General features: G+C 66.1%; 20 protein-coding genes and 1 tRNA gene. 15 read left to right on the top strand and 6 right to left on the bottom strand.

What is annotated here, in order from left to right; translation table 11 throughout:
* Positions 1 to 2 precede the first annotated feature (2 nt).
* Entirely contained in the window at positions 3 to 389 is a 387-nt protein-coding gene (locus tag CLN94_RS08145) for a FlgB family protein (RefSeq protein ID WP_096433033.1), read from the bottom strand.
* Positions 390 to 470: 81 nt separating this feature from the next.
* On the opposite strand from CLN94_RS08145, the gene CLN94_RS08140 reads away from it, so the two are divergent.
* Positions 471 to 1805 carry a FliI/YscN family ATPase gene (locus CLN94_RS08140; RefSeq protein WP_096433031.1) on the top strand — a complete coding sequence of 445 codons (1335 nt, stop codon included), beginning with the start codon at positions 471 to 473 and terminating at the stop codon, positions 1803 to 1805.
* Between the two features lie 58 nt (positions 1806 to 1863).
* On the opposite strand, the gene CLN94_RS08135 is transcribed toward CLN94_RS08140, so the two are convergent.
* Positions 1864 to 1939 (bottom strand) — tRNA-Lys (locus CLN94_RS08135).
* 98 nt (positions 1940 to 2037) lie between these two features.
* On the opposite strand from CLN94_RS08135, the gene dapF reads away from it, so the two are divergent.
* The 7 genes from dapF (at position 2038) to CLN94_RS08100 (ending at position 8882) form a co-directional block, all read left to right on the top strand.
* Entirely contained in the window at positions 2038 to 2877 is an 840-nt protein-coding gene (gene dapF, locus CLN94_RS08130; protein WP_096433029.1) for a diaminopimelate epimerase, read from the top strand.
* The gene (mtaB, locus tag CLN94_RS08125) at positions 2874 to 4133 is read left to right on the top strand and encodes a tRNA (N(6)-L-threonylcarbamoyladenosine(37)-C(2))-methylthiotransferase MtaB (protein WP_096433027.1); all 1260 of its coding nucleotides are present in this window, start codon (positions 2874 to 2876) and stop codon (positions 4131 to 4133) included. Before dapF ends, mtaB begins: the two co-directional genes overlap by 4 nt.
* A gap of 96 nt (positions 4134 to 4229) precedes the next feature.
* Positions 4230 to 4652 carry an alternative ribosome rescue aminoacyl-tRNA hydrolase ArfB gene (gene arfB / locus CLN94_RS08120; protein WP_096433025.1) on the top strand — a complete coding sequence of 141 codons (423 nt, stop codon included), beginning with the start codon at positions 4230 to 4232 and terminating at the stop codon, positions 4650 to 4652.
* Complete coding sequence (locus CLN94_RS08115; RefSeq protein ID WP_096433023.1) at positions 4642 to 5913, top strand: aspartate aminotransferase family protein; 1272 nt, start codon at positions 4642 to 4644, stop codon at positions 5911 to 5913. Before arfB ends, CLN94_RS08115 begins: the two co-directional genes overlap by 11 nt.
* Positions 5903 to 6886 carry a phosphotransferase enzyme family protein gene (locus CLN94_RS08110; protein ID WP_179300270.1) on the top strand — a complete coding sequence of 328 codons (984 nt, stop codon included), beginning with the start codon at positions 5903 to 5905 and terminating at the stop codon, positions 6884 to 6886. The genes CLN94_RS08115 and CLN94_RS08110 overlap by 11 nt, the downstream gene beginning before the upstream one ends.
* Complete coding sequence (locus CLN94_RS08105) at positions 6883 to 7326, top strand: NUDIX hydrolase (protein WP_245845157.1); 444 nt, start codon at positions 6883 to 6885, stop codon at positions 7324 to 7326. Before CLN94_RS08110 ends, CLN94_RS08105 begins: the two co-directional genes overlap by 4 nt.
* 77 nt (positions 7327 to 7403) lie before the next feature.
* Positions 7404 to 8882, top strand: coding sequence for an inorganic phosphate transporter (locus CLN94_RS08100; protein ID WP_245845160.1), 1479 nt, complete (start codon positions 7404 to 7406; stop codon positions 8880 to 8882).
* Positions 8883 to 8889: 7 nt separating this feature from the next.
* Here the strand turns inward: CLN94_RS08100 and pncB are convergent, their stop codons facing one another.
* Both pncB and pncA read right to left on the bottom strand, forming a co-directional pair.
* Positions 8890 to 10197 carry a nicotinate phosphoribosyltransferase gene (pncB, locus tag CLN94_RS08095; RefSeq protein ID WP_096433019.1) on the bottom strand — a complete coding sequence of 436 codons (1308 nt, stop codon included), beginning with the start codon at positions 10195 to 10197 and terminating at the stop codon, positions 8890 to 8892.
* Between the two features lies 1 nt (position 10198).
* Positions 10199 to 10807, bottom strand: coding sequence for a bifunctional nicotinamidase/pyrazinamidase (gene pncA / locus CLN94_RS08090; protein WP_096433017.1), 609 nt, complete (start codon positions 10805 to 10807; stop codon positions 10199 to 10201).
* 116 nt (positions 10808 to 10923) lie between these two features.
* Between pncA and trhO the strand changes: the two genes are divergently transcribed.
* On the top strand, positions 10924 to 11844 hold the full coding sequence (gene trhO / locus CLN94_RS08085; RefSeq protein ID WP_096433015.1) for an oxygen-dependent tRNA uridine(34) hydroxylase TrhO: 921 nt from the start codon (positions 10924 to 10926) through the stop codon (positions 11842 to 11844).
* Here the strand turns inward: trhO and CLN94_RS13990 are convergent.
* Entirely contained in the window at positions 11826 to 11987 is a 162-nt protein-coding gene (locus CLN94_RS13990) for a hypothetical protein (protein ID WP_179300269.1), read from the bottom strand. The two genes, trhO and CLN94_RS13990, sit on opposite strands and share 19 nt — an antisense overlap.
* 153 nt (positions 11988 to 12140) lie before the next feature.
* Here CLN94_RS13990 and mbfA point away from each other — a divergent pair, with 153 nt between their 5' ends.
* From mbfA to CLN94_RS08055, 6 genes are all read left to right on the top strand, one after another.
* Positions 12141 to 13118 carry an iron exporter MbfA gene (mbfA, locus tag CLN94_RS08080; protein WP_096433013.1) on the top strand — a complete coding sequence of 326 codons (978 nt, stop codon included), beginning with the start codon at positions 12141 to 12143 and terminating at the stop codon, positions 13116 to 13118.
* A 103-nt stretch (positions 13119 to 13221) separates the two neighbouring features.
* Positions 13222 to 14136, top strand: a complete 915-nt coding sequence (locus CLN94_RS08075; RefSeq protein ID WP_096433011.1) for an AEC family transporter — start codon at positions 13222 to 13224, stop codon at positions 14134 to 14136.
* Between the two features lie 9 nt (positions 14137 to 14145).
* Positions 14146 to 14976: an S-formylglutathione hydrolase gene (gene fghA / locus CLN94_RS08070; RefSeq protein ID WP_096433009.1), complete on the top strand. Its 831-nt coding sequence runs from the start codon at positions 14146 to 14148 to the stop codon at positions 14974 to 14976.
* The gene (locus tag CLN94_RS08065) at positions 14967 to 15428 is read left to right on the top strand and encodes a YaiI/YqxD family protein (protein ID WP_096433287.1); all 462 of its coding nucleotides are present in this window, start codon (positions 14967 to 14969) and stop codon (positions 15426 to 15428) included. Before fghA ends, CLN94_RS08065 begins: the two co-directional genes overlap by 10 nt.
* Entirely contained in the window at positions 15421 to 16038 is a 618-nt protein-coding gene (locus CLN94_RS08060) for an HAD family hydrolase (RefSeq protein ID WP_096433007.1), read from the top strand. Before CLN94_RS08065 ends, CLN94_RS08060 begins: the two co-directional genes overlap by 8 nt.
* Positions 16035 to 16955 (top strand): ornithine cyclodeaminase family protein, encoded by a 921-nt coding sequence (locus tag CLN94_RS08055; protein ID WP_096433005.1) that lies wholly within the window; start codon positions 16035 to 16037, stop codon positions 16953 to 16955. The genes CLN94_RS08060 and CLN94_RS08055 overlap by 4 nt, the downstream gene beginning before the upstream one ends.
* 66 nt (positions 16956 to 17021) lie before the next feature.
* Here CLN94_RS08055 and dxs read toward each other — a convergent pair whose 3' ends face one another.
* Positions 17022 to 18932: a 1-deoxy-D-xylulose-5-phosphate synthase gene (dxs, locus tag CLN94_RS08050; RefSeq protein ID WP_096433285.1), complete on the bottom strand. Its 1911-nt coding sequence runs from the start codon at positions 18930 to 18932 to the stop codon at positions 17022 to 17024.
* Between the last annotated feature and the right edge of the window lie 13 nt (positions 18933 to 18945).

Here is an 18945-nt window from a genome sequence, read left to right as displayed (position 1 = left end):
CGTCAGCTCCTGCCAAGGCTCGTGCGCATCACGTTGAGGGCGCTTTTGTAGATGCCAAGCGCGAGGTCATGCTGCCGTTTCACCTCGACGGCGCGCACCATTTCATCTTCGAGCGAAACGGTGTTGCCATCGGGGCTCATCTCATCGGGATCGGCGCGCTCGCGCAGCTCGGCGCGCAGGCTGCGGTCAAGGTTCAGATGCGTGGCGCGCGTGGATTTGAGGGGCGTTGCCGTTTCGGCCTGATAGCGCGCGGCGAAAGGCTCGACATCGCGGGCGCGGAACCCGGGCGTATCGGCATTGGCGATATTCTGGTTGATCGCGTTCTGCCTGAGTGAGGCATGCGAGGCCATCGCCTGGGCCATTTGAAAGATCTCGAGTTTCTCGAACATCGGGGTTTCTCCTCCGAGCTATCAACCAAGGCTTAAGAGAGAATCGTTTAGAAAACCTTTCGAGAACATCGGAGGGCCAGAATGGCGCAGACAGCTTTCGAACATTTGCAGGCGGAGATTGCGGCGCTCGGCTCGGCACGCAGTTTGGGGCGGGTCGTGCAGACCGGGGCAGGGACGCTTGAGGTGGTCGGGTTGTCGTCGCGGGCCGCTCTGGGCGATCGTGTGCGTCTTTTGCTCCCCGACGGGCGCAGGATCGGGGGCGAGGTGCTTGCCCTGCGCGCGGGCGGGGTGACGATTTTGGCCGATGGCGCGGCTGAGGGTGTGACGATCGGCGCGCGGGTTGAGTTGCTGGGGCCGGTGGGAATCGCACCCGATGACAGCTGGAAGGGGCGGATCGTCGATGCTTTTGGTGCGCCGCTGGACGGGCGCCCATTGATGCGCGGCGCGGTCGAACGCAGCCTACGTGCGGCTCCGCCACCGGCGGCGCTGCGCAAGCGGCTGGGCGAGCGGCTTGAAACCGGGCTTGCCGCGTTCAACACGCTTTTGCCGATCGTGCGCGGCCAGCGGATCGGGCTGTTTGCGGGCTCGGGCGTGGGCAAATCCTCGCTGCTGGCCAAGTTCGCGCGCGCGCTCAGCGCCGATGTCGTGGTGATCGCGCTGGTCGGCGAACGCGGGCGCGAGCTGCGCGAATTCGTCGAAACGGTGCTTGGCCCAGAGGGCATGGCGCGCTCGGTCGTGGTGGCGGCGACCTCCGATCAGTCGCCCCTCGTGCGGCGGCGCTGCGCCTGGGCTGCGATGGCCGTGGCCGAGCATTTCCGCGAGCAGGGTCAGCACGTCCTGTTTCTGGCCGATAGCGTGACCCGCTTTGCCGAGGCCCATCGCGAGGTTGCGCTGGCCGCGGGCGAAAGCGCGAGCCTCAAGGGCTATCCGCCCTCGGTCTCGCAGCAGATCATGGCCTTGGCGGAACGCGCGGGGCCGGGGCTGGAGGGTCAGGGCGATATTACGGGCATCTTTTCGGTACTGGTGCCGGGCTCCGACATGGAGGAGCCGGTGGCCGATATCCTGCGCGGGGTGCTTGACGGGCATGTCGTGCTCGACCGCGCGATCGCCGAACGGGGGCGTTATCCGGCGGTGAACCTGCTGCGCTCGGTGTCCCGCTCGTTGCCGCATGCCGCCAGCCTGCCCGAGAACCAGATGATCCGTCAGGCGCGCGCGCATCTGGGCGCCTATGATCGGGCCGAGATGATGATTCAGGCGGGGCTTTACAGCGCCGGGTCCGACCCGCAGGTCGATGCCGCGATCCGCGTCTGGGCGGATCTGGATGCGTTCATCGCCATGGACGAGCCGGAAAACACCGAGGCGAGCTTTGCCCGCCTGTTCGAAATTCTGTCGCGTGCGTCGGGGGATAGCGGATGACAGCCGCGCGAGATCACGCTGCGAACAGCCTGGGTGCAGTGTCATTTTGGGGGTGAAGTGGTGAGCCGTGCAGGATTCGAACCTGCGACCCACTGATTAAAAGTCAGTTGCTCTACCAACTGAGCTAACGGCCCACATCACGTGGCGGGTCTCTACAAACCCGGGTCGGACGGGTCAAGGGCAAAACGCCAGAAAAATCGTCCCTCTGGAAAAAAACATTGGCCGGGCGTATATGCGCGCCATGAACACGAACGCGCGCCAGAGTGCCGGCCTGCCTTTCATGAAGATGCATGGCTTGGGCAATGATTTTGTCATCATCGACGAGCGGGAAACCGGCCCGGTCGTTACCGAGTCGCTTGCGCGCGCCATGGGCGACCGCCATCGCGGCGTGGGATTCGATCAGCTGGCGGTGATCCGCAGCCATCCCGAGGCGGATATCGAGCTTTTGTTCTGGAATTCGGATGGCTCGATGTCGGCGGCTTGCGGGAATGCGACGCGCTGCGTGGCGGGCCATGAATTCGCGTGCAACCCGGGCAAGGAGACGCTCTCGATCGTGACCGAGCGGGGGCAGTTGCAGGCGTGGAATGCCGGGGGTGGGCTGATTCGCGTCAACATGGGCGCGCCCCTCCTGGACTGGGCCGATGTTCCGCTCGCGCATGCGATGGACACGCTTGAACTGCCGATTGATGGCGCGCCCACCGCGACCGGCATGGGCAATCCGCATTGCACCTATTTCGTCGACGATATCGAGGCGGCCGACCTCTGCGCCATCGGCGCCGCGACCGAGCATCACCCGCTGTTCCCGCAGCGCACCAATGTGCAGCTGGCGCAGATGATCGGGTCGAACCGGCTGCGCGTGCGGGTGTGGGAGCGTGGCGTCGGCGTGACCGAGGCCTCGGGCTCGTCCTCTTGCGCCTCCGCGGTGGCGGCAATCCGGCGCGGGCTGGCCACAGGCCGGATCGAGGTGGTGCTGGATGGCGGCTCGCTGTTCATCGACTGGACCGAGGACGGCGTGCTGATGGAGGGCCCCTGGGCCCATGTCTTCGACGGGATCTGGCGGGGCACGGAATGAAACCGCCCGTCTTCTCGACGCTGGGCTGCCGGCTGAATGCCTATGAAACCGAAGCGATGAAAGAGCTGGCCACCGAGGCCGGGCTGGAAGGCGCGGTGGTGGTGAATACCTGCGCGGTGACCGCCGAGGCCGTGCGCAAGGCCAAGCAGGAGATTCGCCGCCTTGCGCGCGAAAACCCCGGCGCGCCGGTGATCGTGACGGGTTGCGCCGCCCAGACCGAACCCGAGACCTTCGCCGCTATGGCCGAGGTGACCCGTGTCGTCGGAAACCACGAAAAGATGCAGCCCGAGACCTGGGCGCAGCTCGCGCCGCAGGGCCCCGACTTCATCGGCCAGACCGAGCGGGTGATGGTCGATGACATCATGTCGGTCAAGGAAACCGCCGGCCATCTGATCGACGGTTTTGGCCGCCACCGAGCTTATGTTCAGGTGCAGAACGGCTGCGATCATCGCTGCACCTTCTGCATCATTCCCTTCGGGCGGGGCAATTCGCGCTCGGTCCCGGCGGGGGTGGTGGTCGAACAGATCCAGCGGTTGGTGGAGCGCGGTTTCCACGAGGTGGTACTGACCGGCGTCGATCTGACGAGCTGGGGCGCCGATCTGCCCGGCGCGCCGCGTCTGGGTGATCTGGTGATGCGGATTTTGCGGCTGGTGCCCGATCTGGCGCGGCTGCGGATTTCCTCGATCGACAGCATCGAGGCCGACGAAAACCTGATGCTGGCCATTGCCACCGAGCCACGGCTGATGCCGCATCTGCATCTGTCGCTGCAGCATGGCGACGACATGATCCTCAAGCGGATGAAGCGGCGCCATCTGCGCGACGATGCGATCCGCTTCTGCGAAGAGGCGCGGCGGTTGCGGCCCGGGATCGTCTTTGGCGCCGATATCATCGCCGGTTTCCCGACCGAGACCGAAGAGATGTTCGAGAACTCGCTGCGGCTGATCGAGGACTGCGGGCTGACGTTCTTGCATGTCTTCCCCTTCTCGGCGCGCAAGGGCACGCCGGCGGCGCGAATGCCGCGCGTGCAGGGCCCGGCAATCAAGGAACGTGCGGCGCGGCTGCGTGCGGCGGGCGAGGCGGCCTTGGCCCGTCATCTGCAAGCGGAGGTCGGGCAAAAGCGCCTCGTGCTGACGGAAGGCCCGCGTCTCGCGCGCACGGAATTCTTTACCGAGGTCTCGTTTGACCGCGACATGCCCGAAGGCAGCCTGATCGAGGTCGAGATCCTCGGCCATGACGGGGCGCGGCTGCGGGCCTGAGGCCGGGGGGTTCCCACCCCCGGACCCCCGAGGCGTATTTGCGCCAAGAAGAAGCGGGGGCTTTTCTTTTGTGGCGGTGTGGCTAGGCTCGCGCGCATGCTCTGGATCAATGAAACACTCTCGATTGCCGACTGGGAACTGACCGAAAGCTTCACCCGCGCGCAGGGGCCGGGGGGGCAGAACGTCAACAAGGTCTCGACGGCGGTGGAGTTGCGCTTTGAGGCCGAGCGCAGCCCGCATCTGGCGCCGCCGGTGAAGGCGCGGCTGAAGCGGCTGGCGGGGCGGAAATGGACCTCGGACGGGGCGATCGTGATCCGCGCCGAGGAAACCCGCAGTCAGGCCCGCAACCGCGAGATCGCGCGTGAGAGGCTGGCCGAGATGATCCGCGCCGCGCTGGTGGCGCCGAAGCGGCGGGTCAAGACGAAGCCCACGCTGGGCAGTCAGAAGCGGCGGCTCAAGGCCAAGACGATCCGCGGCGAGGTCAAGGCGATGCGGGGGAAGGTGGGCGATGACGAGTGATCTGATCGCGCGGCGGGCCGCCCTTCTGGGCCCCAACGTGCCGACCTTCTACGACGAACCCTTGCATATCGTGCGTGGCGAGGGTGTGTGGCTGTGGGATGCCGAGGGGCGGCGCTATCTCGATTGCTACAACAACGTGGCCCATGTCGGGCATTGCCATCCGCATGTCGTCGAGGCGATCGCGCGGCAGGCGGCGCAGTTGAACACCCACACGCGCTATCTGCACGAGGGGATCCTGGATTATGGCGAGCGGCTGGTGGCGAAGTTTGGTCACGACCTGCGCCAGATCCTGATGGTCTGCACCGGCTCCGAGGCGAATGACGTGGCGTTGCGCATGGCGCAGGCGGTCACCGGCAAGCGCGGCTTCATCGCGACCGACAACACCTATCACGGCAACACCACGGCGGTGGCGCAGCTGTCGACGCGGCGCCCGCCGATCGGGGGCTGGCCCGACCATATCCGCCGCGTGCCTGCGCCCGACAGCCTCGCACCGCTGGGCGGGAGCATGAGCGCGCAGCCGCAGGCTTTTGCCGAAGGGGTGGCGTGCGCGATTGCCGAGCTGGAGGCCACGGGGCACGGGTTTGCGGGGCTGATGCTCTGCCCGATTTTCGCTAACGAAGGCACGCCCGGCATTGCGCCGGGGTTCCTTGATCCGACCGTCGAGGTGGTGCGCCGCGCGGGCGGGCTGATCCTGTGCGACGAGGTGCAGCCGGGGTTTGGTCGCATCGGCAGCCATTGGTGGGGGCATGAATTCCTGGGCATTGCGCCCGATGTGGTGACGCTGGGCAAGCCGATGGGCAATGGCCATCCGGTGGCGGCGGTGGTGGCGCGGCCTGATGTGATGGCGGCTTTTCGCAACGCGTTTGGCTATTTCAACACCTTCGGCGGCAACCCGGTGTCCTGCGCGGCGGCGAATGCGGTGCTGGATGTGATCGAGGACGAAGACCTGGTCGAAAACGCGCGTGATGTGGGCGGGCATCTGCTGGAAATGCTGCGCAGCATTTCGCATCCGATGATCGCCGATGTGCGAGGCTTCGGGCTGTTTCTGGGGCTTGAATGCGCGCGCGACGGGCGCCCCGAGCCCGATTTCGCGGCCCGTGTCGTGGAGCTGTCAAAAAGCCGTGGCATCCTGATCGGGCGCGTTGGACGCGCGCAGCATATTCTGAAAATCCGGCCGCCCATGCCATTCGCACGGGCGCATGCCGGGATTTTGGCGCAGGCATTGGGCGAGGCGATTGACGAGGCAAGCCGTGATTTCTGAGGCAAAGGCACACGCGATGGCGCAGACGGCGCTGGCGTTCTGGGGCAACGCGAGCGCGCCGCCCCGGCTGGTGCGGATCGGCGAGAACGTCGTCTTCGAGGCGCATCTGCGCGATGGCCGCCATGTTGCGCTGCGGCTCCATCGTCCGGGCTATCAGAGCCTTGCCGCGATCGAGGCCGAGCTCGAATGGTGTGCAGCGCTGGCCGATGCGGGCGTGCCCGTGCCGCGCCCGGTGCGGGCGATCAATGGTGGCTGGACGGGCCATGTCGCCAATCGCCGGGCTTCTTGCGTCGAGTGGCTCGCGGGCGAGCCGATCGGGGCAGGGCATCTGCCGCTGGTGGGCGATGCCGGGCAGGTGCGCGCCGAGGCGGCGGAGCTGGGCGCGCTGATCGCGCGGTTTCATGGCGCCTGCGATGCCGGGGCGGTGCCGGATGATTTCCCGCGCAAGCCCTGGGATGCCAAGGCGCTTCTGGGGGAGCGCCCGCGCTGGGGTGCGTTTTGGGATAATCCCGCGCTTGATGAAAAGGGCCGGGCGCTGTTGCTGGCCGCGCGGGACGAAGCGCGTAACCGGGTCACGCAGGCGCGCGACTTCGGGCCGATCCATGCCGATCTCTTGCGCGAAAACGTGTTGCGCGGGCCCGAGGGTCTGGCGCTGATCGACTTTGACGACAGCGGGCCGGGCTGGCGGCTTTATGACCTCGGAACGGCGCTGGTTTCGGCCTGGCGGGACCCGCAATTGCCCGCTTTGGTGGAGGGTCTGCTGGCCGGATATTCTGCGCTGCGTCCGCTTCCGCCCGATCAACGGGCATTGCTGCCGGTTTTCATGGCGCTGCGGGCTTTTGCCTCGGCGGGTTGGGTGATGTCGCGTTGCGCGCTTGATGATCCGCGCAACGCGGCCTATGCCGAACGGGCCGTGGCGCTGGCGCGTCACGTGCTGGAGGGAACCGCGCCTTGGGAGGCATCGCGCGCGTGAAAAAGGTCAAGGAAATCGTCTCGGGCCTGATGGGCCAGAGGCCGCCGCATCTGCAGGTGGCGGCGATCTGCACGCGCAAACGCGAGGGTGTGGCCGAGGTGCTGCTGGTGACCTCGCGCGGGACTGGCCGCTGGATCGTGCCCAAGGGCTGGCCGATGAAAGGACGCAGCCTTGCCTCTGCAGCCGAACAGGAGGCCTGGGAAGAGGCCGGGGTGAAGGGCAAGATCGGCTCGAAACCGATCGGCAGCTATGTCTACGCCAAGCTGCGCAGCGACTCCTTCGGCGAGGATGTCGAGGTTCTTGCATTCCTCCTCAAGGTCGATCGAGTCGAGAAGCGCTTTCCCGAGGAAGGCCAGCGCGAGCGAGCCTGGTTTGATGCCGGGATTGCGGCCGGTCTGGTCGACGAGCCGGGGCTGCAGGAAATCTTGCGTGCGCTTTAACCCAAGAGCGGTTGTTTTAAGGGCGGAATCGGGGTAGGTCGCGGGCAATGTAAAGCTCCGATGACAGGATCGTGACAGTGGCCGACCCGACCAAGAAACCCGTGAACCAGTGGAAGACGCTCGACAAGGATCTCAAGCGGATCGGTCATCTGGAAGAGGCGACGATGTTCGTCTCGCGGCCGCTGATCGCGCCGGGGCTGGCGCTGGCGTTCATCGTGCTGGCCGGGGTGATCTCGGCGATGCTGATGGGCAGCCCGTGGAACTTCGTGGTGGTCGCTGCTGCGGCGATCGGGGCCTATATGGCGCTGAATATCGGCGCCAATGACGTTGCCAACAACATGGGCCCTGCGGTGGGCGCGAATGCGCTGACGCTGGGCGGTGCGCTGGTGATCGCGGCGGTGTTCGAGACCGCGGGCGCCCTGATTGCAGGGGGTGACGTGGTCAAGACCGTGGCCAAGGGGATCATCGATCCGGGCCAGGTCGCTGACAGCGCGCATTTCGTCTGGGCGATGATGTCGGCGCTGCTGGCCGCGGCGCTGTGGCTGAACCTCGCGACCTGGCTGGGCGCCCCGGTTTCGACGACGCATTCGATCGTCGGCGGTGTGGTCGGTGCGGGGATCGTTGCGGCGGGCTTTGGCGCGGTCGACTGGGTCGGGCTTGGCGCGATCGCGGCGAGCTGGGTGATTTCGCCGCTGCTGGGCGGGATTATCGCGGCCGGGTTCCTCTGGCTGATCAAGGTCAAGATCATCTATGTCGATGACAAAATCGGTGCCGCACGCAAATGGGTGCCGATCCTGATCGGGATCATGGCCGGTGCCTTCGCCGCCTATCTCGCGCTCAAGGGGCTCAAGCAGCTCATCAAGATTTCGCTTCTGCAGGCGATCCTGATCGGTGTCGGCTTTGGCATCCTGTCCTGGCTCGCCTCAAAACCGCTGATTGAGCGGCAGTCGCGCGGCCTCGAGAACCGCAAGAAATCACTCAAGACGCTGTTCGCGCTACCCTTGGTGGTGTCGGCGGCGCTCCTGTCCTTTGCCCATGGCGCCAATGACGTGGCGAACGCCGTCGGTCCGCTCGCCGCGATCGTGCACACGATCGAGATGGGCGATATCGCGGCCAAGGTGCAGATCCCGCTCTGGGTCATGCTGACCGGCGCGTTGGGCATTTCGGTCGGGCTTTTGCTGTTCGGGCCGAAGCTGATCAAACTGGTCGGCTCCGAGATCACCAAGCTCAACCCGATGCGCGCCTATTGCGTGGCGCTTTCGGCGGCGATCACGGTGATCATCGCGTCCTGGCTCGGGCTGCCGGTGTCCTCGACGCATATCGCGGTGGGCGGCATCTTTGGCGTGGGCTTCTTCCGCGAATGGCACGCCGAGCGCCGCGCGCGCCAGCTTGGGCTGAGCAAGGGTAAGGTCGTGCCGCCCGAAGAACGTTCGCGCCGCCTGCTGGTGCGCCGCTCGCATATGCTGACGGTGGCTGCGGCCTGGGTCGTCACCGTGCCGGCCTCGGCCGGGCTTGCGGCGGTGCTCTACCTGATCCTGAACGCCTTCGCGGGTTGATCCGGGCTCAGACGATCACCTCGAAGGCGTCCTGCGTGCCGATGTCGAAGACGCGCTTGTAGCGCGCGATCTCTTCGGCCGGCCCCATCGCCTTGCGCGGGTTGTCCGAGAGTTTGACCGTCGGGCGCCCATCGGCAGAGACCGCCTTGCAGACCAGGCTGAAGGGCGCCAGCGCATCGTCGGGCACCAGCCCGCGGAAGTCGTTCGTCAACAGCGTGCCCCAGCCGAAGCTGACCTTCACACGCCCCGCGAATTGCGCGTGCAGCTCGCGGATTTTGTCAACATCGAGCCCGTCCGAGAAAATCACCAGCTTGTCGCGCGGGTCTTCGCCGCGCGATTTCCACCAGTCGATGGCGATTTCGGCGCCGCGCGCAGGGTCGCCCGAGTCGATGCGGATGCCCGTCCAGCCTGCCAGCCAATCGGGCGCGCGTTGCAGGAAGCCCTCGGTGCCGTAGGTGTCGGGCAGGATGATGCGCAGGTTGCCCGAATGCTCGTCCTGCCAGTCGGCCAGAACGCGGTAGGGCGCGGCGCGCAGATCCGCGTCGCTTTGCGCGAGCGCGGCATAGACCATCGGCAGCTCATGCGCATTGGTGCCAACCGCCTCGATGTCGCGGCGCATCGCGATCAGGCAGTTCGAGGTGCCAGTAAAGGCCCCGCCCTGCGCCACGTCGCCCAGCCCCTCCAGCATCGCCTGCACGCACCAATCCTGCCAGAGAAACCCGTGGCGGCGGCGGGTGCCGAAATCGGCGATGCGCAGGCCTTCGATGCCACGCAGTGCCTCGATCTTTTCCCAGACGCGGGTCATCGCGCGGGCGTAGAGCACCTGCAATTCGAACCGCCCCATCGCCTGTGTCACCGCGCGCGAGCGCAGCTCCATCAGGATCGCGAGTGCCGGGATCTCCCACAGCATCACCTCGTGCCAGCGGCCTTCGAAGGTCAGCTCATACTGGCCGTCTTTCACCTCCAGCTGGTAGGGCGGCAGCTGAAAATTCTCGAACCACTCCATGAAATCGGGGCGGAACATCTGGCGCTTGCCGTAGAAGGTGTTGCCGCGCATCCAGGTGCTTTCGCCGCGCGCAAGTTTCAGCCCGCGCGCGTAATCCAGCTGCTCGCGCAGCTCGTCCTCGTCGATCAGCTCGGCCAGCCGGATGTCCTTCGAGCGGTTGATGAGGCTGAATTTCACCACCGTGTCGGGCTTGTTGCGAAACACCGACTGGCACATCAGGAGCTTGTAGAAATCGGTGTCGATCAGCGAACGGATGATCGAGTCGATCTGCCATTTGTGGTTATAGACGCGGGTCGCGATATCGAGCATCTCAGGCCTCCAGCGTGACACCGGCGGCGCGCATCGCCTCGCGCGCGGCCGCGAGCGAGCCGTTCAGGTCGATCGCCCGGCAGGCGCCTTCCAGCACCCGCACCTTGTAGCCAAGCTTTGCCGCGTCGATCGCCGACCAGCCGACGCAAAAATCGAGCGCGAGGCCTGTAAAGGTCAGATCCGTGATGCCGCGCTCGCGCAGGTAGCCGTCAAGCCCGGTGCGTGTGACCTTGTCGTTCTCGAAAAAGGCCGAATAGCTGTCGACCCCCGCGCGAAAACCCTTGCGCAGGATCAGGTCCGCCGGGTCGATATGCAGCGCCGGATGAAAGGCCGCGCCCTCGCTGCCCCAGATGCAATGGTCGGGCCAGAGCGTCTGCGGGCCATAGGGCATCTCGATCTGTCCGAACGGCTCCGCGCCCGGATGGTTCGAGGCGAAGGAGGAATGGTCGCCGGGGTGCCAGTCTTGCGTCAGCACCGTCACCGGCAGCTCCTGCATCAGCGCGTTGATCCGCGGGATGATCTCATCGCCGCCGGGCACGGCCAGCGCGCCGCCGGGGCAGAAGTCATTTTGCACGTCGATCACGATCAGGGCTTCGCAGGGGCTGGTCATCAGGCGCTCCTTGGGCGGTGCTGGGTCGCGCCTAGAATGGCGATGCAGGCGATTTCTGCAAGGGGTGCGGCGTGGCCACGCTTGCCCGGGCCCGCGTGCTGCGCTAAGGCCGCGCCATGGTCACCGTTGCTGCACTCTATCATTTCACCCGTTTTGACGATCCGGCTGCCCTGCGCGGCCCGCTCTTGGCGTTGGCCGAGGCCGGGGGTGTGAAAGGCTCGCTCCTTTTGGCGCGCGAAGGTATCAACGGCACGATCGCCGGCCCGCGCGACGGCATCGACGCGGTGCTGGCGCATGTGCGTGCGCTGCCCGGTTGCGCCGATCTGGAGTGGAAGGAAAGCCGCGCGCGCGAGATGCCCTTTGGCCGGATGAAGGTGCGGCTCAAGCGCGAGATCGTGACCATGGGCGAGCCCGATGTCGATCCGCGCGCCCGCGTCGGCCATTACGTCGAGCCGGCTGAATGGAATGCGCTGATCTCGGCGCCCGATGTCGTGGTGATCGACACGCGCAACGATTACGAGGTCGAGATCGGCACCTTCGAAGGCGCGATCGACCCGCAGACGAAATCCTTCCGCGAGTTTCCCGCCTGGTGGCGCGAAAACGCGCATCGCTTTCATAACAAGCGCCTAGCGATGTTCTGCACCGGCGGGATTCGCTGTGAGAAATCAACGAATTTTCTGCTCGCCGAGGGGATCGAGGATGTCTTTCACCTCAAGGGCGGGATCCTGAAATACCTCGAAGAGGTTCCCGAGGGCGACAGCCTCTGGCACGGCGATTGTTTCGTGTTCGACGGGCGGGTGAGCCTGCGGCACGGACTCCGGCAGGGCGAGTACGACAGTTGCCACGCCTGCCGCCGTCCGGTTTCAGCCGAGGATAAACTCCGGCCCGAGTATGAGCCGGGCGTGTCCTGCCATCACTGTATCGCGGAATATGGTGAGGCGGACCGGGCGCGTTTTCGCGAACGCGAGCGTCAAATCCACCTCGCCGAGGCGCGCGGCGCGCGCCACTTGGGCCCGGATCAGTCGGCGCAGGGCTGAACGAAGGGGTTGCACCCCTGCGTCACAACGTCGCCAGATGCCGTTCCGAAGTCGATCCGGGGCAGATCGAAGGCGATCCCACCGGCCAGCGCATTGCCAGCCAAAGCCGTTGCGAGCACAATGCCATAGACGATGCGTTTCATGATGTTCTCCGTAACTGAACTGGTCTGTTCAGTCGCTATATGAACTCATCGGTTTAGATTCGCAAGTCAAAAGTGAACCAATCGGTTCGAAATGCCGCCTTGCATCTTTTGCATGGCCGATTAGTTTAGAATGGTTCTAGAAAAGGAGCCGCCATGATCCCCGGATTTGCTTCGCGCCGCCGTTTTTCCGAGCTTGATGAAAAGGAAATCCTCGCGCTGGCGATCTCGTCGGAAGAGGACGACGCGCGCATCTATCGTCAATACGCAGAGCTTCTGCGTGAGCAGTACCCCGGTTCGGCCCAGATTTTCGAAGGCATGGCCACCGAAGAGGATGGCCACCGCCGGATGCTGATCGAACGGTTCCGAGAGCGCTTCGGCGAGGTGATCCCGCTGATCCGGCGTGAACATGTCGCCGGGTTCTACGCGCGCAAGCCGGTCTGGCTGGCCAAGAACCTACCGCTCGACACCATCCGCGGCGAGGCCGAGGCGATGGAGCGCGAGGCGGGCAAGTTCTATACCACCGCTGCGCAACGCACGAGCGACGCCGCGACGCGCAAGCTGCTGGGTGATCTTGCCGCCGCCGAGCTGGGCCACGAGAAGAAGGCCGAAAAACTGGTGGCCGAGAATCTCGACGAAGACACCAAATCCGAAGAGGACCGCGCCGCGCATCGTCAGTTCATCCTGACCTGGGTGCAGCCGGGTCTTGCGGGGCTGATGGACGGCTCGGTCTCGACGCTGGCGCCGATCTTCGCCACCGCCTTTGCCACGCAAGATACCTGGACGACCTTCCTCGTGGGCCTTGCCGCTTCGGTCGGTGCGGGCATCTCGATGGGCTTCACCGAGGCCGCCCATGATGACGGGGTGATCTCGGGGCGCGGCAGTCCGATCAAGCGCGGTTTCGCCTCGGGCATCATGACGGCCGTCGGCGGGCTTGGCCACGCACTGCCCTACCTGATCCCCGATTTCTGGACAGCCACCACGATCGCCATGATCGTCGTTTTCGTCGAGCTTTGGGCCATCGCCTGGATTCAGAACCGCTACATGGAGACGCCCTTCTTCCGCGCTGTCCTTCAGGTGGTCTTGGGCGGCGCCTTGGTCTTTGCCGCGGGCGCCTTGATCGGGGGCGGCTGACGCCCCTTTTCATCGAGCCTGAAATACTCCCGCCGGAGGCGCCGCGGCTTGCTGCCAACGCGCGCTCTGGCGTGGGCGCGCGGCCCGTGCTAGCCCTGTCGACATGCTGGCGATTTTTCTGAAAACGCTTCCGTTCTTTGGCCTGATCGGGCTGGGCTGGTTTGCCGGCCGGGTGCGGTTTTTCCCGCCCGAAGCGACGGCCTGGCTGACGAAATTCGTGTTTTACTTCGCACTCTCGGCGATGCTGTTCCGCTTTACCGCGACGCTGCCGATCGAAGAGCTCTTCGATCCGGCCTTCTTCCTCGCCTATCTGCTGGGCTCGGGCGTCGTGTGGCTCCTCGGGTTTGGCGCGGCGAAGCTGCGCGGCCAGCCGCTGACCATGGCCGCGATGGAGGCCCATACCGCGATGACCGGAAACACCGGCTTTCTCGGCGTGCCGATGCTGGTGGTTCTGCTCGGCGATCAGGCGGTCGGGCCGGTGCTGATGGTGCTGGCGATCGACCTGATCGTGTTTTCGTCGCTGATTACGCTGATCATCACCGCGGCGCGGCACGGGCGGATCAGCCTCTGGCCGCTACTCAAGGGGCTGGGCAAGAACCCGATGATCGTCTCGATGGCGGCGGGGCTGATCTGGGCGCGGCTGCACCTGCCGATGCCGGGCCCGTTGGCCGAGTTCGTGGCGATCTTGGGGGCTGCGGCGACGCCCGGCGCGCTGTTTGCAATCGGCGCCTCGCTCGCCGACAAGAATGCCGAGAAACTGGGGCCGGCGGTCTGGCTCTCGTTCGGCAAGCTGGTGCTGCATCCGGCCGCGATTGCCATCGCCGCCTATTTCTTCGGGGTCGAGCCCTATGCGGCGGGCGTGATGATCGCCGCCGCCGCTTTGCCCGTCGCGGGGAATGTCTATATCCTCGCCAGCCATTACGGCGTCGCGCCGCAGCGCGTTTCCGCAGCCATCCTGATCTCGACCGCGATCAGCATTCTGACCATCCCGGCGGTGATCGCCTGGGTTACGCGATAGGAGGGTATCATGCGCGCGATTTCCGAAAGCCGGTGTTTTGGCGGGGTGCAGGGCGTCTATAGCCACGCCTCGCAGGTGACGGGCTGCGATATGACCTTCGGGCTGTTCCTGCCCGCCGAGGCCGAAACGCAACCGGTGCCGATGTTGTGGTATCTCTCGGGGCTGACCTGCACGCATGAGAATGCGATGACCAAGGCGGGCGCGCAGCGATGGGCGGCCGAGCATGGCGTCGCGCTGATCTTCCCCGACACCTCGCCGCGCGGTGCTGATGTCGCCGATGATGAGGCCTATGATCTCGGGCAGGGCGCGGGGTTTTACCTGAACGCCACGCAGGCGCCCTGGGCGCCGCATTACCGGATGTGGGATTACATCTCCGAGGAGCTTCCGCGCATCGTTACCGCGAATTTCGCCCTCGATGAAGAGCGTCAGGCCATCACCGGTCACTCGATGGGCGGGCACGGTGCGCTGACGCTGGCGATGCGGCTGCCGGGTCGGTTCCGCTCGGTTTCGGCCTTCGCGCCGATCGCGCAGCCGACGCAAAGCGACTGGGGCCGCAAGCAGTTCACCGCCTATCTGGGCGAGGATGAGTTGAGCTGGCGCGATCACGATGCGACCCATCTGATGAACGAATACGGGTGCGATGGAGAGGTTTTGATCGATCAGGGCGCGACCGACCAGTTCCTCGACCTGCTCCGCCCCGAGGCTTTGGCCAATGCAATGATGCGCCGCCGCCAGCCGGGTGCCTTCCGCATGCAGGCGGGCTACGACCACAGCTACTGGTTCGTGCAAAGCTTCATCCCCGAGCATCTTGCCTTCCATGCAGAGGCGCTCTGGCGGTGATCTGGATCGATGCGGATGCCTGCCCGGTGAAAGCCGAGGCCGAGCGCGTCGCGACGCGGCTCGGGGTGGGTTTGGTGCTGGTCTCGAATGGCGGGCTGCGGCCCTCGGCCAATCCGCTGGTGCGCATGGTCTATGTGTCCGAAGGCCCCGACGAGGCCGACAAGCATATCGCCGAACATGCGGGTCGCGGCGATGTCGTGGTCACCAATGACATTCCGCTGGCGGCGAAATGCATCGAGGCGGGCGCGGCCGTGCTGCGCCCGGATGGCGAGGCGCTGACGCCGGCCAATATCGGCAACGTGCTGGCGACGCGCGACCTGATGGCCGACCTGCGCTCGGCCGATCCGTTTCGCCAGGGCGGCGGGCGCGCCTTTTCCAAGGCCGACCGCTCGCGGTTTCTGGACGCGCTCGACCGGGTGGCACGCAAGGCAATGAGGGAAGCGAATGGTTAAGGCGGTCGTTTTCGACATCGGCAACGTGCTGATCGAGTGGCAGCCCGAGCGGCATTACGACCGCATCATGCCCGAAGAGGACCGCCGCGCGATGTTCTCCGAGGTCGACCTGCACGGCATGAACGACGTGATCGACCGCGGCGGGCATTGGCGCGAGACGGTCTTTGACTGGGCCGAGAAATACCCGCGCTGGCGCGATGCGATCCGGCGCTGGCACGACGACTGGATCGAGATGGCAAGCCCCGTGATCCCGCGCTCGGTGCGGCTGATGAAGGCGCTGCAGGCGCGCGGCCTGCCGGTGTTCTCGCTGACGAATTTCGGCATCGGCACCTTCGATTACGCGCGCGATTTCTATCCGTTCCTCGAAGAATTCGACCGCGCTTTCGTGTCGGGCCACATGGGCGTTATCAAGCCCGAGGCGCGGATCTACGAGATGGTCGAGGAGGCCTCGGGCTTCGCCGGGCACGACCTCCTGTTCACCGACGACCGCGCTGACAATATCGCCGCCGCCCATCTGCGCGGCTGGAAAACCCATCTGTTCGAAGGCCCCGAAGGCTGGGCCGCGCGGCTCGTCGCCGAGGGGCTCCTGAGTGAAGAGGAGGCCGCCTGATGGTCGATCTGATTGGTCCTGAGGCCGAAGCTCTGCTGGATTGGGTGACGCTGGCCGAGGCGATGGCCGCGGGGCACCGCCTGCCGCGCGCCGAGGTCGCCGACACGTTTCTGTATCGCGGCGCCGACACGCTCCTGACCCGCTCGGCCTGGATCGACGGGCTGGGCATTGCCGTCAAGGCGGCGTCGATCCTGCCCGGCAACCCGGCCGAGGGTCGCGCGGCGGTGAATGGCGCGGTGAACCTGCTGAGCGATCAGACCGGGATGCTTGAGGCCGTGGTCGATTTCGGCCTTGTGACGAAATGGAAAACGGCGGCCGATAGCCTGCTGGCGGCGCGGCTTCTGGCCCGCCCCGAAGCGCGGCGCATCCTGATCTGCGGCGCGGGCAACGTGGCTGCCTCGATGGTCGAGGCCTACCGCGCCGGTTTCCCGCAGGCTCAGATCGCGATCTGGGCACGCCGCCCCGAGGCCGCCGCCGCACTGGCCGCGCGAATGGGCGTGCAAGCCGCGCCCGATCTCGAACAAGCCGTGCGCGGCGCCGAGATCATCGCCTGCACGACGATGGCGACCATCCCCTACCTGCAAGGCGACTGGCTGAGCCCCGGCACGCATCTGGACCTGATCGGCGCTTACCGCCCCGACATGCGCGAGGTCGATGACGCCGCGCTCGCCCGCGCGCGGATCTTCTGCGACAGTCGCGCCACGACCGTGGCCCATATCGGCGAATTCCGCGATCCGATCGCGCGCGGCGTGATGTCGGAAAGCGATATCGTCGCGGATTATTACGATATCGCGGCGGGCCATTTCCGCCGCCAAAGTCCGGATGAGATCACCCTGTGCAAGAATGGTGGCGGCGCGCATCTCGACCTGATCACGGCGCAATATATCCTGCAAATGTGGCGGCTCTCACGGCACTGAAACGCCCCCGCCCCCTTCTTCTTGGCGAAAATACGCAAAATCCCGCGGGCACCGCCCGCGCGGCGCTCAGGCCCGTTTCGCGACCGCGACGCCCATAAGCTCCAGCACCTTCGCCTCGATCTCGGGGGCGCTCATGCCGGCGCTGCGATACATCGCTTCGGGACTGGCGTGGTCGATGAACGTGTCGGGCAGCACCATCGAGCGGAACTTGTAGCCCCGGTCGAACACGCCCTGCTCGGACAGGAACTGCGCGACATGGCTGCCGAAGCCGCCCACGGCGCCCTCTTCGATGCAGATCAGCGCCTCGTGTTCGGCGACGAGCCGCAGAATCAGGTCGGTATCGAGTGGCTTGGCGAAACGCGCATCGGCCACGGTCGGCGCAAGCCCGCGCGCGGCCAGCGCCTCGCGTGCCTTCAGAACCTCGGCCAGACGCGTGCCGAAGCTCAGGATTGCGACCCGCGCGCCCTCGGCGACGATCCGGCCCTTGCCGATGTCCAGCGGCTTACCTTGCTCGGGCATCTCGACGCCCATGCCCTCGCCGCGCGGATAACGGAAGGCGATCGGGCCTTCGTCATGGGCGGCGGCGGTGGCGACCATGTGGACCAGTTCGGCCTCGTCGGCGGCGGCCATCACCACCATGCCCGGCAGGTTCGAGAGGAACCCGATATCGTAGCTGCCCGCGTGCGTCGCGCCATCGGCGCCCACCAGCCCGGCGCGGTCGATGGCGAAACGCACCGGCAGGCGCTGAATCGCCACGTCATGCACGATCTGGTCGTAGCCGCGTTGCAGGAAGGTCGAATAGATCGCGCAGAAGGGCTTCATCCCGCCCGCCGCCAGCCCTGCCGAGAAGGTCACGGCGTGCTGCTCGGCGATGCCCACGTCGAAACAGCGGCGCGGGAAACGCTCGGCGAACAGGTTCAGGCCGGTGCCATCGGGCATCGCGGCGGTAATCGCGACGATCCTCTCGTCGCGTTCGGCCTCCGCCAGCAGGCTTTGCGCAAAGACCTTGGTGTAGCTCGGCGCGTTCGAGGGCGCCTTGACCTGCGCGCCGGTCACAACGTCGAATTTCGCGGTGGCGTGGCCGCGGTCGGCGCTGTTTTCGGCGGGGGCATAGCCCTTGCCCTTCTTGGTCAGCGCATGGATCAGAACCGGGCCGGTCGCCCGCGCCTTCAGCATCCGCAAGAGCGGCAGCAGCTGGTCGAGGTCATGCCCGTCGACCGGGCCGACATAGGAAAAGCCCAGCTCTTCGAAGAGCGTGCCGCCCACGGCCATGCCCTTGAGCATCTCCTTGGCACGGCGCGCGCCTTCCTGCAGCGGCTCGGGCAAGAGGCTCATCGCGCCTTTGGCGGCGGCCTTGAGGTCTTGCACCGGGCTCTCGGCGTAAAGCCGGGTCAGGTAGCTCGACAGTGCGCCCACCGGCGGCGCGATCGACATTTCGTTGTCGTTCAGGATGACGAAAACGCGCTTGCCAAGGTGCCCCGCGTGATTGAGCGCCTCGAAGGCCATGCCGCCCGACATCGCCCCGTCGCCGATCACCGCGATCGCATCGCCCGTTTCCGCGCCCAGCTCGCGTGCCATGGCAAAGCCCACTGCCGCCGAGATCGAGGTCGAGCTGTGGCCCGCGCCGAACGGGTCATAGGGGCTTTCCGAGCGCTTGGTGAAGCCCGACAGCCCGCCGCCCATGCGCAGCGTGCGGATGCGGTCGCGCCGCCCGGTCAGGATTTTATGCGGATAGCACTGATGGCCGACGTCCCAGATGACCTTGTCGCGCGGCGTGTCAAAAACGGCATGCAGCGCCACGGTCAGCTCGACCACGCCCAGACCCGCGCCCAGATGGCCGCCGGTGACGGAGACAGCCGAGATCGTCTCGCTGCGCAATTCCTGGGCCAGTTGCTTGAGCTCGCGGTCGCTCAGCCCCTTCATGTCAGAGGGCAGGCGCACGCGATCCAGGATCGGGGTCTTCGGGGTCTCGCTCATCATGCGTCCCGGG

It is taken from the genome of Pseudothioclava arenosa, from assembly GCF_002358085.1.
Taxonomy (GTDB): domain Bacteria; phylum Pseudomonadota; class Alphaproteobacteria; order Rhodobacterales; family Rhodobacteraceae; genus Pseudothioclava; species Pseudothioclava arenosa.
Note: the sequence above shows the minus strand (reverse complement) of the source record. Positions and strands in the feature narration are given on the sequence as shown.

Excerpts from the sequence above, each read along its gene's own strand:
- CLN94_RS13990 (WP_179300269.1), bottom strand. The coding sequence starts at position 11,987 with ATGAAACGCATCGTCTATGGCATTGTGCTCGCAACGGCTTTGGCTGGC.
- CLN94_RS08075 (WP_096433011.1), top strand. The coding sequence starts at position 13,222 with ATGCTGGCGATTTTTCTGAAAACGCTTCCGTTCTTTGGCCTGATCGGG.
- mtaB (WP_096433027.1), top strand. The coding sequence starts at position 2,874 with ATGAAACCGCCCGTCTTCTCGACGCTGGGCTGCCGGCTGAATGCCTAT.
- mbfA (WP_096433013.1), top strand. The coding sequence starts at position 12,141 with ATGATCCCCGGATTTGCTTCGCGCCGCCGTTTTTCCGAGCTTGATGAA.
- CLN94_RS08140 (WP_096433031.1), top strand. The coding sequence starts at position 471 with ATGGCGCAGACAGCTTTCGAACATTTGCAGGCGGAGATTGCGGCGCTC.
- fghA (WP_096433009.1), top strand. The coding sequence starts at position 14,146 with ATGCGCGCGATTTCCGAAAGCCGGTGTTTTGGCGGGGTGCAGGGCGTC.
- trhO (WP_096433015.1), top strand. The coding sequence starts at position 10,924 with ATGGTCACCGTTGCTGCACTCTATCATTTCACCCGTTTTGACGATCCG.
- pncB (WP_096433019.1), bottom strand. The coding sequence starts at position 10,197 with ATGCTCGATATCGCGACCCGCGTCTATAACCACAAATGGCAGATCGAC.
- arfB (WP_096433025.1), top strand. The coding sequence starts at position 4,230 with ATGCTCTGGATCAATGAAACACTCTCGATTGCCGACTGGGAACTGACC.
- pncA (WP_096433017.1), bottom strand. The coding sequence starts at position 10,807 with ATGACCAGCCCCTGCGAAGCCCTGATCGTGATCGACGTGCAAAATGAC.
- dxs (WP_096433285.1), bottom strand. The coding sequence starts at position 18,932 with ATGAGCGAGACCCCGAAGACCCCGATCCTGGATCGCGTGCGCCTGCCC.
- CLN94_RS08115 (WP_096433023.1), top strand. The coding sequence starts at position 4,642 with ATGACGAGTGATCTGATCGCGCGGCGGGCCGCCCTTCTGGGCCCCAAC.
- CLN94_RS08060 (WP_096433007.1), top strand. The coding sequence starts at position 15,421 with ATGGTTAAGGCGGTCGTTTTCGACATCGGCAACGTGCTGATCGAGTGG.
- CLN94_RS08145 (WP_096433033.1), bottom strand. The coding sequence starts at position 389 with ATGTTCGAGAAACTCGAGATCTTTCAAATGGCCCAGGCGATGGCCTCG.
- dapF (WP_096433029.1), top strand. The coding sequence starts at position 2,038 with ATGCGCGCCATGAACACGAACGCGCGCCAGAGTGCCGGCCTGCCTTTC.